The 14,130-nt window shown below is 65.7% G+C and carries 14 protein-coding genes and 2 pseudogenes; 9 read left to right on the forward strand and 7 right to left on the reverse strand.

The annotated features are described in order from the left end of the window. The 4 genes from VMD50_RS20610 to VMD50_RS20625 all read left to right on the forward strand — a co-directional run. Positions 1–445 (forward strand): enoyl-CoA hydratase-related protein (locus tag VMD50_RS20610; RefSeq protein ID WP_325430200.1); only part of this gene is annotated, 445 nt, incomplete at its 5' end. A gap of 105 nt (positions 446–550) precedes the next feature. Beyond that, positions 551–1,699: a putative alpha/beta hydrolase gene (locus VMD50_RS20615; protein WP_325430202.1), complete on the forward strand. Its 1,149-nt coding sequence runs from the start codon at positions 551–553 to the stop codon at positions 1,697–1,699. Beyond that, a complete protein-coding gene (locus tag VMD50_RS20620; protein ID WP_325430203.1) occupies positions 1,620–2,888 on the forward strand; it encodes a TPR repeat domain-containing protein in 1,269 nt (422 codons plus the stop codon). Before VMD50_RS20615 ends, VMD50_RS20620 begins: the two co-directional genes overlap by 80 nt. 135 nt (positions 2,889–3,023) lie before the next feature. Then, positions 3,024–4,385 (forward strand): PE domain-containing protein, encoded by a 1,362-nt coding sequence (locus VMD50_RS20625; RefSeq protein ID WP_325430205.1) that lies wholly within the window; start codon positions 3,024–3,026, stop codon positions 4,383–4,385. 7 nt (positions 4,386–4,392) lie between these two features. On the opposite strand, the gene VMD50_RS20630 is transcribed toward VMD50_RS20625, so the two are convergent. Together VMD50_RS20630 and VMD50_RS20635 are read right to left on the reverse strand one after the other, a co-directional pair. After that, complete coding sequence (locus VMD50_RS20630) at positions 4,393–5,055, reverse strand: RES family NAD+ phosphorylase (protein WP_414686132.1); 663 nt, start codon at positions 5,053–5,055, stop codon at positions 4,393–4,395. Further along, entirely contained in the window at positions 5,040–5,618 is a 579-nt protein-coding gene (locus VMD50_RS20635) for a DNA-binding protein (RefSeq protein ID WP_325430209.1), read from the reverse strand. The genes VMD50_RS20630 and VMD50_RS20635 overlap by 16 nt, the downstream gene beginning before the upstream one ends. A 71-nt stretch (positions 5,619–5,689) precedes the next feature. Between VMD50_RS20635 and VMD50_RS20640 the strand changes: the two genes are divergently transcribed. Further along, complete coding sequence (locus VMD50_RS20640) at positions 5,690–6,628, forward strand: alpha/beta hydrolase (protein WP_325430211.1); 939 nt, start codon at positions 5,690–5,692, stop codon at positions 6,626–6,628. Between the two features lie 47 nt (positions 6,629–6,675). Further along, positions 6,676–7,437, forward strand: a complete 762-nt coding sequence (locus VMD50_RS20645) for a DUF732 domain-containing protein (RefSeq protein ID WP_325430213.1) — start codon at positions 6,676–6,678, stop codon at positions 7,435–7,437. Positions 7,438–7,791: 354 nt separating this feature from the next. Here the strand turns inward: VMD50_RS20645 and VMD50_RS20650 are convergent, their stop codons facing one another. After that, on the reverse strand, positions 7,792–8,604 hold the full coding sequence (locus tag VMD50_RS20650; RefSeq protein ID WP_325430215.1) for a DUF4383 domain-containing protein: 813 nt from the start codon (positions 8,602–8,604) through the stop codon (positions 7,792–7,794). A 256-nt stretch (positions 8,605–8,860) separates the two neighbouring features. Here VMD50_RS20650 and VMD50_RS20655 point away from each other — a divergent pair, with 256 nt between their 5' ends. Further along, positions 8,861–9,061, forward strand: coding sequence for a cold-shock protein (locus tag VMD50_RS20655; protein WP_325430217.1), 201 nt, complete (start codon positions 8,861–8,863; stop codon positions 9,059–9,061). Between the two features lie 494 nt (positions 9,062–9,555). After that, a complete protein-coding gene (locus VMD50_RS20660; RefSeq protein ID WP_325430219.1) occupies positions 9,556–10,758 on the forward strand; it encodes a patatin-like phospholipase family protein in 1,203 nt (400 codons plus the stop codon). Between the two features lie 168 nt (positions 10,759–10,926). On the opposite strand, the gene VMD50_RS20665 is transcribed toward VMD50_RS20660, so the two are convergent. From VMD50_RS20665 to VMD50_RS20680, 4 genes and pseudogenes are all read right to left on the reverse strand, one after another. Continuing rightward, positions 10,927–12,243 carry a RecQ family ATP-dependent DNA helicase gene (locus tag VMD50_RS20665; protein ID WP_325430224.1) on the reverse strand — a complete coding sequence of 439 codons (1,317 nt, stop codon included), beginning with the start codon at positions 12,241–12,243 and terminating at the stop codon, positions 10,927–10,929. Between the two features lie 50 nt (positions 12,244–12,293). Next, a pseudogene (locus VMD50_RS20670) lies at positions 12,294–12,565 on the reverse strand (adenosine-specific kinase); the annotation flags it as partial. A 393-nt stretch (positions 12,566–12,958) separates the two neighbouring features. Further along, positions 12,959–13,294, reverse strand: coding sequence for a DUF8129 domain-containing protein (locus VMD50_RS20675; RefSeq protein ID WP_325430221.1), 336 nt, complete (start codon positions 13,292–13,294; stop codon positions 12,959–12,961). 159 nt (positions 13,295–13,453) lie between these two features. Next, complete coding sequence (locus VMD50_RS20680) at positions 13,454–13,717, reverse strand: DUF1918 domain-containing protein (RefSeq protein WP_325430222.1); 264 nt, start codon at positions 13,715–13,717, stop codon at positions 13,454–13,456. Between the two features lie 202 nt (positions 13,718–13,919). Here VMD50_RS20680 and VMD50_RS20685 point away from each other — a divergent pair. Further along, a pseudogene (locus VMD50_RS20685) lies at positions 13,920–14,130 on the forward strand (MBL fold metallo-hydrolase); the annotation flags it as partial.

Consider the following 14,130-nt stretch of genomic DNA (forward strand, 5'->3'; position numbering starts at 1 on the left):
GGGCGGCGGCCTGGAGGTCGCGATGTCCTGCGATCTACGGATCGCCGAGTCGGGCGCCAAATTCGGGATGCCCGAAGTGGCGGTCGGCATCCCGTCGGTGATCCATTCGGCGTTGATGCCGGCGCTGATCGGGGCCTCGCATGCGGCGTGGCTGTTGCTCACCGGGGAAACGATCGACGCCGACACGGCCACCGCCTGGGGCTTGGTCCATGAGGTCGTTGCTGCCGACGGCCTGGACGCCCGCATTGCCGATCTCACGGCGAAGCTCACGGGATTCGGCCCGCAAGCGGTCCGGCAACAGAAGCGCCTACTCAACAGCTGGTTCGACATGACCGTTCATGGCGCGATTGAGGCCAGCATCGACCAGTTCGGCCTGGCGTTCCTGACCGGAGAGCCGCAACAGCACATGCGGGCGTTCCTCGCGCGCAAGAAGGACAAACGCTGAATCGCTGCGCTTTTCGTGTACCGCAGGATGAATTGACCGGCAACTCTGCGGAAGTAGTCTTATCTCGAGTTCGGAAGGGGCGGCGATGTCGCGGGGACCGCGGGCATGCGTGGCATGCAGCTCCAATACATAAGCATCCCCGGGCTGATCGCCGCGGCCGGTGATCCCTGGGCGATCAATCAAAGCTTGCAAGTCGGTCGTCCGGCACAGATCTCCGCTCTGGCCGGCGCTTTTCATGGCGCGGGCAGATCCACCACCGAGGCCGACGCGACTTTCGAGCAAGCGCGTCGCCGCTTCGACGCGGCCTGGACCCACGAAAACGGCAACAATCCGATCAACGACTCCGCCGAGGTGCAGCGCACCGCGCAGGCGCTGGGGGCGCAGTCCGAGCAGCTGCCCAAGATCGGGGCTCATCTCGAAGAGGTCGCCGCGGCACTGGCCGAGGCCCAAAAAGGCGGCAAGGCAACGATTTCGGCTCTGGAAACTTCGTTGCACGAGCTCGACGATCTAATCGCCCAAGCCGTGGATATGAAACGACATGTGAAAACCGACGAGGATCGGCAGGCGCTTGATGAATTTATTGATTCTTGCGGGAACGGGGCGGTCGACGTCACCAAAAGGGCGGCGGGCAAGCTGCATTCGATCCGCGACGTCTATTCGCAGATTCTGCAGAGCGGGCAGTCGAACCTGGCCTCGGATGGATACGACCCCTCCAGGGTATGGGATGCCGACGGCCACGAGGCCGAGACACCGGACGCGGCCGAACGAGACGTACACGATGCGCTTGGGGGCGATAAGGGGGCGGCCTCCCGAGTCAACGGGGTGTTGGGCACCCTCACCCCCGAGCTTTCCGGCAAGGAGCCGTTAAACGCCGAGCAGGCAGCGGTTTTGAGTCAGCTGCAGGCTCAGGAACATGGGATGACGGTTCCCCAGCTCGACACCGCCGGACAACGCCTCGGAGTCGAGAAGAACATGGTCGGCGACTCCTGGCAGCTGATGAGCAACCCCGGCCTGACCTTACCCAAGACTCCGTTGAAGGTGGGGGCCAAGCAGGGGTCGGACACGCTGAAAGGCGGGTTTTCTCAGCTGCCGCAGAGCGTGCAGGACACGCTCACCGGCAATGGGTCGTCGCGCTGGTCCGCCGGCGATATGCAGTCGATCGCGAAGATCGTCGGTGAGGGAAACCCGGCGCTGCAGCACCGCACGGAACTCGACAAGGCGATGCTCGACTGGGGGCGCGCGCGAACTGCATGAGGAGCTTCCGCACGGACAGCTCGTCGACCAGAGCCTCCTGCAGGGTGCCCAGCGCAGCGTCCTTGACGACGTGTTCCGGGCAGCCGGGCGAGATCACCTGCGCGCGACCGACCTGATCGCCGCCGGCGGTCACGATCAGTTCTTGTCCGACGTCACCCACAATCGATGGGACGACGGGGGTAAGGCGGTCGGCTCGCTGTTCAGCTGGACGGAGAATCCGAGCGGAGCAGAAACGGAGATCGCGGGCAGGGCCGCACGCTCCTACGCAACCTATCTGGGCCGCCACGGCGGTGATCTGCTCAAGTTGCCGGACGGGTTCGGCACCACGACATTGGGCGGGGCGAATCCTGAACTCGTGCAGTCCTTTGCGCACGGGCTTGCGCCGTACATACCTAACATCGCGGGCGAACACGATGACTTGTCGCAATTCTTCGGCACCCCCGACTCCGCCGAGAACCAGGAGAACGATTCCTGGCCGGTGGTGAAGGGCATTTTCTCGGTGTTGAGCACCGACAAGACGGCCTCGGATTATTTCAACGGCGCCGCCGACCGCAACATCATCCAAGCCGACAGCCGGTTCGCTCAAGCTGCGGGCACTCATGTTCCCGACTTGATCAACCACGACGAAGGTCTCAAGTACGCGGCCCGGTTGAAAGGTCTCGTCGAGGTCGGCACGCTGAACGCATCGAACTCCGACGCGATGGCCGCGTACAACCTGAAGGAATCGGCCTATGAGGTTCTCACGAAGGGCGGCAGCTTCGGCGTGGGCGCCCTTCCGGTCCCGGGAGCCGGAATCGTCGGCGGCGGAACGGATCTCATCGGAGCGGCCATGGAGCACGACATCGCGGGTCCCCAGCCGACCACGCCGTCGATCCCGGACATGCCGCACACCACGCCGCCGCGGCTCGTGTTCGACGGATTCCTGGCTTCTAGGCAGCCCCTGAACGGGTTGGGCCCGGAGTTCTACCGACCGGTCGATCCGCAGCAACCCCAGGGCCCGATGCGAATCGCCACCTACGCCGAGATGCCCGAGGCGTGGCGGGACGCCAATCCCATCGAAAGCTACGACGGTGATCTCTCGAGCGCGCTCAGCCGAACGCTCGGCAACGACACCGTGACGCGGCTCGACGACGACATTGCGACGTATTACAACAACATCGTGCACAACCCGCAGCCGTGGAAGAAGTGACCGGGAGCTGTACCCGTCGCAGGCGGGGGCGGAAGTGCAAACCGCGATGCTCGTTCTCATTTCTGTCGATACGCGTATCTTTTCTGGCGCCGGGCTTCATCATGGCCAGTACGCATGAGCGGCGGGGGGTGGGCGATGTCATTTGTGGTCGTGGCGACGGACGTCTTGGAGACGGCCGCTGCGGACTTTTCGCAGATCGGTTCGGCGGTAAGCGCAGGCAATCTGGCGGCGGCCCTTCCGACGACCGAGCTGGCGGCGGCGGGCGCCGACGAGGTGTCGGCGGCCATTGCGGCGCTGTTCGGCGCGCACGCCCAGGGGTATCAGGCGGCGGCGGCGCGGGCGGCGACGTACTACGAGCAGTTCGTGCGCACCCTGAGCGCGGCGTCGTCGTCGTATGCGGCCACGGAGGCGAGCATCGCGACCTCGATGCAGGGGCCGCTGGGCGCGGCCACCGCTGCGCCCCTCGCCGGTCCGATCCGTCAGATCGGCCAAGCGTTTGACAACAGCCCGCTCGGCCAGGCGCTGGCGCCGATCATCGACGCGGCCAGCGGCGGCACCGGCGGCAACCAGCAGTCGATCGTCATCGACTTCGTGCGGCACGGGCAGTCAATTGCCAACGCGGCCAACCTGATCGACACGGGCGTGCCCGGCACAGGGCTCACTTCGCTGGGCGCCCAGCAGGCGAACAGCACCGGCAGTGCGCTCTACGGTCAGGGGCCGTTCGCCGGGATCTTCATGTCGCAGCTGACCAGGGTGCAGGAAACCGCCGCGCCCCTGGCGGGCCTGTATGGGATAAGCATGAACAACGTGCCGATATTGCCCGGGCTCAACGAGATCAACGCCGGTGTCTTCGACGGCGCATCGGACATCAGCCCCCAGGGCCTCCTCTATCTGGTGGCCCCGGTCGCGTGGACGCTGGGTTTCCCCATCGTGCCGATGATGGCCCCGGGCTCCGCCCACCTCAACGGGATCGTCTTCGACCAGGGCTTCACCAACGGGCTGCAAACGATGTACGGCACGGCCATGGGAAACCCGGTCGTGTCCACGGGGAACGGCCAGGTTACCGACGTCGCGTTCTCCAGCGAATTCGCGATCGAGGTCGGGACGCTGATGAACGTCAACAACCCCGATCCCTTACTGATGCTCACCCACCCGCTGCCCAACACCGGCGTCGTCGTGGTGCAGGGCAGTCCGCAGGGTGGCTGGACGATGACCAGTTGGGACGGCATACCTGTGGGACCCCCGACCTTGCCGACCAAGCTGTTCGTCGACGCGCGCAACCTGATCACGGCACCGCAATTCGCGGCCTGGAACAGTTGGGCGGCCCTGGGCACCGACGACCCGACGACCATCCTGGACGCCGTTCACGACGGCGTCGATCAGGTTGCGGCGGCGACGGTCCACTTCCCGTTCGCGGTGACCCGCGACCTGGTCCACGCGGTGACCCACACCAGCGTCAGCGGTCTGTCGGCCGAACTGACCGGGCTGATTCCGTGACCCCGGGTTAGACCATCGAGTAGCCGAGACGATCGGCGACACGCGCGATGCGCATTGCGAGGCCAGGATGGGCCAACGGATGCGAGGAATGTGGCCGTGGCGGCATTGCCGTCGCGGCCGGCGGGAACAAGACGATGCACGGTTTGCCGGCGAACCGGCTGTTGTACCGCAGTCCGTCGAGCCTCGGGAACGCTTCGACGATGACGCGGGCCCATCGTTGGGTGATCGCGTGGGGTGCGGTCGACATGGCAAAAGTGCCGCCGGCTCGCGTCGGCCAGGCTCCGGCACCGTCGACGGCGACGTCGAGCAGGAGCAGGTCGCGAGTGAAGCGCAGCGAGGTCAAGTACGGGGCTTCCCGGACCCTGTCGATGGTGCGGTGCCCTTGAAACGCTTCGGCAAGCGCGGCACCGGGCACGGAGCCTCCATACCACACGCCATGGCCGGGATGGTCGCCCTTGGGCTCTGGATGCGGATCGAATCTCAGCAGCGGCCCGTATGCCCGAAATTCGTTCCAGGCCAAGACATGTTGGCATTCGGTGCGGTGGACCCGCCACCACCTCTCCGATCGCCGGATCACGCGCAGTTCGTCGTCGCGGATGCCGATTGCCTGCAGTTCCGCTTTCGGCGGGGGATCGGGAAGGGTCTCGCCGCTCGTCACCTGCCGGCCCAGTCGGCGGCCTCGGCAACGCTGAGCACCAGCCGAACGTCGCCGCCGCTGCGCAACCAGTCCAGTGGCGACACCGGTTCACCTCCGACCCTCAGGTCGGGTTGCGGTGTCGTGAGGAATCCGGCAACCGACACCGGGTGCAGATCGGCCGGCAGCACCTGCAACAGCTCGTCGAGCCCGCGGATCTGACCGCGCCGCCCCGCCTCGTCTTCGAACTGCAAAGCGGGAAAGACCCAGCGGCCGCGATCCTGGATCGCCCACAGCGTGCGGTCGGCTCGGCGTTGACGTACCCGAGATTCGTTGACCCCGAGAAGCTCGGCGACCCGCCGACCCGAGTATGCGGTGCTGATCAGGCGCGCGATGCGACCGAGCGTCTCGATGGTGACACGCGCATACGCGCGGTCGTCCTCAGCGAAGTCCGATTCGTCGAACAGCGCCGCGTCAGCTTCGGACAACGCCGCCGCGTGGGGCCGGATCGGGGGCAGGCTCTCCAACGCCTCGGCCACGTCCGCGCCGGTGATCCCGTAGTGCTCGGCGATCACTTCTCCGAGATCGTTTTGGGCCATAAGCTAGTCACGTTCCTAACGGGCATTAACAACATACTATCATCGTTAGCAGCGGTCAGCAGGAGGCCAAGATGACATATGCGTTCGACCCCGACCTCGCCGCCGTGGTGCCGATGCTGCCCGACATCGACGGTGCCGATCCCGTGGCGATGCGGGCGTCCCTCGCCGAGATGATCGCCCAATTGCCCGCCCCAGACCTGACCGGCGTGCAATGTGAGGATCGCGGGATCCCCGGCGGTCCCGGTGACCCGGAGGTGCCGATCCGGATCTACCGACCAGCCGAACGCAGCGCAGCCGCGGCCGTCTACAGCGTGCATGGTGGTGGGTTCATCGCGGGCGACCTGGAAACCGAACACGCTGGGAATGTCAGGTTGGCGCGCGAGCTCGGCGTCCTGGTCGTTGCCGTCGATTACCGGCTTGCCCCGGAGACACCGTTTCCCGGGCCGCTTGAAGACGTCTACGCCGGACTGGTGTGGACCGCGGAACACGCCGACGAGCTCGGTGTGGATCCGCAGCGCATCGCCATCCATGGCATCAGCGCCGGCGGCGGGCTGTGTGCCGCTTTGGCGCTGCTGGCCCGGGATCGCAACGGTCCGCACATTGCGTTCCAATTCCTTGGCGTCCCCGAGCTCGATGACCGGCTCGCCACCCCGAGCATGACCGCCTTCACGGACACCCCGCTGTGGGATCGCCGGAAGGCCGTGGCCAGTTGGGACTGTTACCTGGGCGCGGGCCGCGCCGGCTCCGAAGACGTTTCGGTGTATGCCGCACCGGCTCGCGCGACCGATCTGGCGGGACTGCCGCCCGCTTACGTCTCGGTGATGCACTTCGACCCACTGCGGGACGAAGGCATCGCCTACGCCCAGGCCTTACTTGCCGCCGGGGTGACCGTCGAATTGCATTTGTTCCCGGGGACTTTCCACGGTTCGGCCCTCATCCCCGATGCGGCGATCTCACAGCGCGAGGGGGCCGAGGCGATCGCGGTCCTGCGCCGGGCGCTCGCCGGGTGATTCGCTGCGGCTTGTGAGAACGTCGTGACAACAGCAGACTGGTTGGTATGCGCGATCGCGAGACGATCGACTCAGAATTGCGGCGCGTCGCTCTTGGGCGCCGCTCGATTCGTGAGCAGGGCGGTCAGCCGTCGATCCAAGACGTTGACGCACTGCTCGACGAGCGCCTGGGCCACCCCGCGGAGGCACCCGCGACCGAGGTCGTCGCCGACAAGCGGCCACGACGCAAAACCGGCGGCGTCACGCCGCCCAGACGCAAGGGTGTGCTGCGCCGCTTCGGCCTCTTCGCGGCCTTGCCGCTGTCCCTGATCGCCGGTGCCGCCGTGGTAGTGGTGATGTCCGCGGTCCGCAATCCCGAGCCGGCGGCCCAGCCGGAGGCGGTCCCGCCGCCGTCAAGTGTCCAACCCAGCCCGGCCGCGCCGGCAGCACGCGCCCCGCAGGTCGACATCGTCGATAGGGCCTTCATCGGCGCGTTGAAACACGATGGCGTGCCAGTTCCCGACCCCGGGTACGTGACGAGCCACGGGCACGCAGTCTGCGACTTCCTCACGCAGCAGCCGGATTTCGCACAGGCCATCCGCTTCGTGCAGGGTTCAACGATATGGGACGCCAACCAAAGCGCCAGCTTCGTGGCTGGTGCCGTCGTCTCGTACTGCCCTCAGTACGAACATGCGAGCCCCGACGAGATGCAGCCGGGCTTCCAGAAGACGCTCTCTGATCTGCAAGCCGTGCAAGGTGACCTGCAAGGCATCCAGGGCGACCTGCAAAGCATCCACGACGGCCTACCGCCCATTCCGGGCCAACCGTGATCCCGGTAGCGGCGGTCACGGGTCGGGTGGTGGCGGAGGAGGAGTCCATCGCCTGCCATCCGTCGTCCAGCCGCACGGCAGGAAGTTCAGCTGTGGCGGCTGGCCACCGAATGTCAGGCACTTCGGTGCGCCCGGCGGCGGTCTTGGTGTCGGCGATTGCGTGTCGGCGTGCGCAACACTCCCGCTGAGTATCAAAGCCCCAACGGCAATGGCTAACGCTGCTAACTTCCGCATCCGAGGCTCGGCAAGTGTTGACGACCAACCAACGTCGATGCTAGTCGGCCGCCTCTGTGTGGAACCTTGAAAGTTCCTGCCAAACCGGACGCCGTGAGGGTGGAGTGGAGATCGGCGGTCTCAGCGACGGCGCATCCAGATGACGATGCCGACGACAGCCGCCAGAACCGCCACGGCCACGACCGCCCCGCGTGACAGCACCGGTCTTTCGCCCGAGTCGCGAGGTCCTTCACCTCTGTTGAGTTCTCGACGTTGTGGGCCGACGGCTCTTTCGTTTCTTGGTCCGGTCGGGGTGGGCTTGGAGGAGCGCCCGGCTCCTGCGCGGGCGTCGCTTCTGCTGGGGGTGGCTCTGGGGTCGTCGCGGAAACCATGCTCAGGGACACAGAAGCCGGCTTCGTGACCGGCTCGAAGGCCGAGGGCTGTCGCCGATCGTGGCCGCGGCCGCGCCGTCGGCGCGGCACCCGGGCCGGGTCCCCCCAATTCGTCGGGAATCAGCCACATCAGCAGCGCGAGATTGACCACGGCCAGCACACCGTGCAGCAGAACTTCGGCGGCGTGAAAGCCAAGCGGCGTCGGTTTGTCGCGCGCCGTGGCGACACTGCTGATAAACAGCAAGATGGTGTACGCGACGGCACTCAGCGCGGTGACAGTTATCGCCGCGCGGCGATTCTGGGCACAAGCCATGGCCGCCACGCCAAACGCCAGCAGCATCCCGCTGTACAACGGGGTCGCTGCCAGGCCGAAAACCGGGGCGCCGGTGGGGCCGGCATGCGGATGCAGGGCCGCCGAGACCAGCCCGGCGATGCCGAACGCGCTCACCAGCAAGCCCTCCGCCAACAGGAACCAACGCCCGCCGTGGAAACGCCCCGGGTCCATGCGGACCACGCGCAAGCCGGACGTCATCCCGGGAACGTGCCCCGCTGTCACCGGCATCGCGCAACCTCCAGCCTGGCGACCCTGCGTTAATGGCTACCCGCTACCGGCAGGACGTGTAGCTAGGAACAAATTCGTGAGTAAATCGTTGTTGTAACAGGTCGAAGTTTTAAGTGTTCGTGTTCTATGCACGCTCGCCCAGAACCTTGGTGCGGGCGTCTCTTTTCTTCTTGCAGGACAAGCCGAAAAGCAGTCGTCTGATCAACCGGCCACCGGACCGCATAGCGCGGCCCGGAATCCTGACAAGGAGAAACAAATGACACAGGGAACTGTGAAGTGGTTCAACGCCGAGAAGGGCTTCGGCTTCATCGCGCGCACGGACGGCCCGGACGTCTTCGTGCACTACTCCGAGATTGATGGCCACGGCTTCCGTAGCCTCGAGGAGAACCAGCAGGTGGAGTTCGAGGTCACCCAGGGCGCCAAGGGGCCGCAGGCCAGCCGCGTTCGGGCACTCTGACCGTCGGTACGGCATGAACGGAGCCGTACCCGCATGCGTACTACGCGGGTAGGGCTCTCCTGCTTATTCGCGTTTCAAGGCATTTCTGGGGGCGGATTGCGGTCGGCACCGGCGGCGCGGCGGGACTGGGGTCCTTCTTTGCACTGCGCCCGCTGCCATCACTCAGTGATCGAGGCGACGCCGCCGGGGCATCCCATGGGAGACAATTCGGGATGTCCTCTAAAGCTCGTCTGTTCAGTCGATCCTCAAACGTTTCCCCGAGTGGGACGCGATCTCGAAAACGCTCATCTCTCATTATCGACATCCACCACATGGGGCTGGGAATCATGCCCGCGCAGCTTCCCTGAACGCTTATCGCCCGTTCAGGAGTTGTCGGTGTCGACGACGAACGTCTGCGAGGTGTGCTCGGCGATTGACCCCGGGCGAACTGCCAGCCCAAGCTGCCAACGAAACCGCGACACCGGCATACGCCGAAACGATAAGATTCGGCAGTGATGACCACCGAGCGAAAGCGGGTGGCGATCGTCGTGGCGGGCGCGGGTGCGCGCGGCGGATACGAGGCGGGCGCGCTGTCGGTTCTGGTTCCGCGGCTGCACGCCGCTGGTTACGAGCCGACGGTGTACATCGGCACCAGCGCGGGCGCAATCAACGCGACCCTGTTCGCGGCACACGCTCATTGCCCGCCAGCCGAACAAGCTAGTCGCGTCCTGGGCTTGTGGCGCAGCATCTCTGTCGCCGACGTGTACCGCTCGCCGGTTCTCGGCTTCCCTTGCGTGGCCGCACGTTTGGTGGGTCAACTCCTGCGAGTGCCCGGTGTGCGATTCACTCACCTGCTTGACACCGCGCCATTGCGGCGCAAAGCGGAGAACTCGATCGACATCAGAAGACTTCGCCAGAACATCATCGAGAAAAAGCTCACACTGGCCGTCGTGGCCACATCTGGCGACGACAACCGCACCGTCGTCTTCGTCGACCGCGAAGACGGCGTGCCGGTGCCGCCCAGTGACGATGACCGACCGATCGACTACGTCGGGATGCAGATGCAGCCCGAGCACGTGCTCGCCTCCTCGGCCATCCCGGTCCTGTTCCCGGCTGTTCGGGTGCAGAAACCGTCCGGCTCAGCAGGCTGGTTCCTCGATGGCGGGTTGCGGCTCAACGCACCGCTGAAACCGGCCCTGTCGCTGGACGCGGATTGCTTGGTTGTCGTCGCCACGCATCCGATCCGCGACAAAACCATGACGCCCAAACCCAACCCCCTTCCTCCTGATGCGGACGACATCCTCGTCCAGCTGCTGGACATCGTCCTCGTCGACCGCATGGTCGAGGACCTGCGAACGCTGGCCAAGGTCAACGCCCTGGTATCAGACAAGGAGGTGACGGCGACCGGCCGTTTGCGCAGGAAGGTCCCATACCTATTCGTCGGTCCAAAGTACCGAGAAACACTGGGACACTTGGCAATCGACATCCTCCACCATCACCGCACACATTCCGGCGACGTCTTTCATAGGCTACGCCAGCTCGAGCTCGACGCGATGGGACTCCTTCTCGAGGGCGACGGCCCGCGCCGCGGCGACCTGCTCAGCTTCCTGTACTTCGATCAGGATTTCATTGAGGCATCCATCGAACTAGGCCAGCGCGACGCACAAGCATTGTTCGACGGACTCCCAACCGACGAAATACGCTGGCAAGGCGAGTGATCATTGCGGTATCACCCCCGGCATCACGTCCTGGCTCGTCGCCGTTGTCGGCGTCCAGCGACAGGCACAGCTGCCACGTGGTGCGATTGGACAACAGCGTTGCGAGGTGCGGGGATACGGGTTTTCTTCCGCGTGAGCCAATCTCGTCTAAATCGGGGCCACTCGTTGCTAGGCATCGCTGACGTTCTCACCGCGCGTCTGCCGCAGGACGGCGGTTCCTCGGATCACCTCCATCGACAGCGTCCGGTAGCCGTATTTCTCGAAAAGCACCGTGACGGTGTCGGCAGTGCCGCCGATAACAACTCCCGGTCCCCACTCGCGGTGCTCGACGGTGGTGTTGACGGGTATTGCCGGCCGTTGTTTATGGGCGGACGCTTCGCCAATCTGGTTGTCGCGGCAGCGATCGCAGTTGCCGCACGGCTCGGCTAGCGCCTCGCCGAAATACGCGAGGAGAATCTGCCGACGACATTCTCGCGTTTCGGCGTAGCCGCGCAGCATTTCCACTCGCGTGCGATCGACGCGTTCGCTGGTCTCGACGAGTTCGACCGCACGGCCCACCGCGGTCGCCGCTGGCTCGCCGGAGGCGGCGAATCCCTTACGGCCCGACGTGACGGCACCGGCCTGGTCGAGGAGGTTCACTGCGGTGGTGAGCCGGCGGCCCCGGACACCGAGTTCGGTCCGCAGGTCTTTGAGCCGCTTGGGTCTGTCAGCCGACAGCGCCGAGTAGACCCGATGCAGCAGCTCTTCGTCGGGGTGATGCGCGATGAAAAACCTTGCCAGCGATAAGTCTTCGGGTCGATAGAACAGCAGGGCCAGCGCCGCCTCCCCGTCGCGACCGGCGCGGCCGACCTGCTGATAGTAGCTGTCCAGCGAGTCGGGAACCGAGGCGTGCACGACGGCCCGAATGTTGGGCTTGTCGATACCCATGCCGAAAGCCGATGTGGCGGTGATCATCTCGTACTCGTCGTCGCGAAACCTGCGATGAATCTCGTCGCGCTGCGCCGCCCTCATGCCGCCGTGGTACGCAGCGGCACTCCTGCCCCGCCGGGCTAGTGCGTAGCTCTCGGCGTCTTTGCGGGTCGCGGTGTACACCAGGACCGGCTCCACCATCTCGGCGACCGCCGACACCACGGCGTGCCGCTTTTCGGCGTCTGACACGTGACGCTCGACCTCAAGGCGCAAGTTCGGCCGGTCGAAGCCGCTGGCGATCACAACGAGATCGCGCAACCCGAGCCGCTCGATGATCTCGCGGCGCACCAGCGGCGACGCCGTCGCCGTCAAAGCCGCCACGGGTGGGCGGCCGAGCCGGTCGAACGCATCAGCGAGCCGCAGATAGTCCGGCCAGAAATCGTGTCCCCACATCGACACGCAGTGCGCTTCGTCCACCACGATCAGCGACACGTTCGATTCGGCAATACGCGAGACGACGTCGTCCTTCGAAAGCTGTTCCGGGGAGCGTAATCGGACAAAGGAACTCAGCGCCAGCCCTCAGCGGCCCTGGCCGCACGCATCAACGCGTCGCACAGGGAACCCATCAAGAAGATCACGAAGCAGTGCCCGGCGGCGACGGCCAGCGCATGGCCGGTCGCGAGCTCGACCAATTCAGGATCATTGCCGGTGCGGCGAACCAACCGTGGCCCGCAGGCCTCGCAGAAGGTCAGTCCGCACCGCAGCGAGGAGCTCACCCCCACCATCGCCTCATGCAGGTCCTCGACCGTCTTGATGAAGTGGACCCTACGATCACGACATCGACGTCGTCGGACTTGTCGACAGGCACCCCATCCCAGGAAAGCGTCGTCGTGCTCACCCGCACATGCTGCCACCGGCAGGCGATAGCCACATCGGATGCTCGGAAAAGGACGCGGTGCGCGCCGGGATCCGGGGATTGTTTCCTCGGAAGGTTGCGCTTGAAGGGCCAGTCGGCCATCTGGCCAGCCTCGCCGAACCCGCCGGCCGACGATATCAACGGGGCAGGGCTCACCGACGCCGATATATCGGTGCTTGGCAGCGACTCGCAGCGGTAGCCTACGCCGACGCGGTCCGCGAGGAATACCCATCCGTTGCGGAAGAGGTCTTCAAACCGGCTCGGGTGCTCATACTTTCGGCGTGGCTCCACAGCCCATCTTTCCAACCCCGGGGCGCGGGCGTGGAGGACAGCGCGCACCGCGACGTCGCCGACGAGATCGGGGACCTCAACGAGCTAGTGCCGGCCTCGCCAGGGGGTCTTCGAGGGCACCCCGTGGCGCAGCGGGGTGCCGGGCTCGGCGGCCGTCGACTCCTGCACCCGTGAGCCGCCAGGTGTTGGTTCGATATCCGGGGCGTTGCTTTGATCGCCCACCGACGGTTCGGCGCCGTGGTGCAGTTCATTCAAGCGAGCATGCAACACCTCGAGCACCGGAATCCGGTTGCCGTGGGCAGACTCGTGGTCGAACAACATCTGCAGTTGGCCCTCATCCAGCGAGCGGATGCGGTGCCGCAGGTCGGCGAGCGAGAGCTGGTCGTAGTCGGCTAGCGGCAGATCGTCGGCATGTGCCATACCGTGTTCCTCCTCACGAGACCCGGCGAAGGTCGTCCGGCAGTTGCCCGGTCGGGTCGGGCGCAGCCTCGCGGCGCAACCATCGGCCCACCGCCTGGCCAGAACCCGTCCTGCAATAACCGCAGGCCTCGTTGCGTTCGACAACCATGAGCACAGCACCTACTCGGTCGAAGCGTGGTGCGTGATCGGCGTCCGTGCAAACCGCGACCGCGCGTGTTGATTGGTGGCTTTCTGCTCGGCGGCGGTGACGACGACCGCGTCCGGGCCAGGAATCACCGTGGCCACGTGGCCGGTGGCAAGCCACCGCACCACGTAGGGCGGCGCGCCGTCCGCGCCATGCACCTCGGTGATCAGCCCGCGCTGATCCGCCTGATCAATATGGGTGCCCTTGATCACCAACCAGTCGCCTGCCTTAGCTTTCATCGCCCGGCTCCTTTCGGTCATGCAGGTGTGATCATGCGCGCGCCGGTCATCCCATTGGCAGAGCCGCAGGTCACCCTCGGTGGTGGTCCAAAGTCACATCGGTGTCCGGCAGCCGATGCCGGCCCGGACAGGGTGAAGCTGGCCGCCGACCGGGGGGATCTCATAGCCCCGACAGCGCAATGACCGGCCGTAGTCTCGATCTGTGTCGATCCGGGAGTTGATCGTGCTCGGTACCGCCAGTCAGGTGCCCACCCGTCATCGCAACCAGAACGGATACTTGCTGCGCTGGGACGGCGAGGGGCTGTTGTTCGACCCGGGGGAGGGGACCCAGCGGCAACTGATGCTGGCCGGCGTCGCGGCCAGTAGTGTGACTCAACTGTGCCTGAGCCACTTCTTGGTGATCACTGCCTGGG

It is taken from the genome of Mycobacterium sp. (genome assembly GCF_035506235.1).
Lineage (GTDB): Bacteria > Actinomycetota > Actinomycetes > Mycobacteriales > Mycobacteriaceae > Mycobacterium.

Coding starts and splice junctions, on each gene's coding strand:
- VMD50_RS20615 (WP_325430202.1), top strand. CDS start 551: ATGCGTGGCATGCAGCTCCAATACATAAGCATCCCCGGGCTGATCGCC.
- VMD50_RS20625 (WP_325430205.1), top strand. CDS start 3,024: ATGTCATTTGTGGTCGTGGCGACGGACGTCTTGGAGACGGCCGCTGCG.
- VMD50_RS20635 (WP_325430209.1), bottom strand. CDS start 5,618: ATGGCCCAAAACGATCTCGGAGAAGTGATCGCCGAGCACTACGGGATC.
- VMD50_RS20640 (WP_325430211.1), top strand. CDS start 5,690: ATGACATATGCGTTCGACCCCGACCTCGCCGCCGTGGTGCCGATGCTG.
- VMD50_RS20645 (WP_325430213.1), top strand. CDS start 6,676: ATGCGCGATCGCGAGACGATCGACTCAGAATTGCGGCGCGTCGCTCTT.
- VMD50_RS20650 (WP_325430215.1), bottom strand. CDS start 8,604: ATGCCGGTGACAGCGGGGCACGTTCCCGGGATGACGTCCGGCTTGCGC.
- VMD50_RS20655 (WP_325430217.1), top strand. CDS start 8,861: ATGACACAGGGAACTGTGAAGTGGTTCAACGCCGAGAAGGGCTTCGGC.
- VMD50_RS20660 (WP_325430219.1), top strand. CDS start 9,556: ATGACCACCGAGCGAAAGCGGGTGGCGATCGTCGTGGCGGGCGCGGGT.
- VMD50_RS20675 (WP_325430221.1), bottom strand. CDS start 13,294: ATGGCACATGCCGACGATCTGCCGCTAGCCGACTACGACCAGCTCTCG.
- VMD50_RS20680 (WP_325430222.1), bottom strand. CDS start 13,717: ATGAAAGCTAAGGCAGGCGACTGGTTGGTGATCAAGGGCACCCATATT.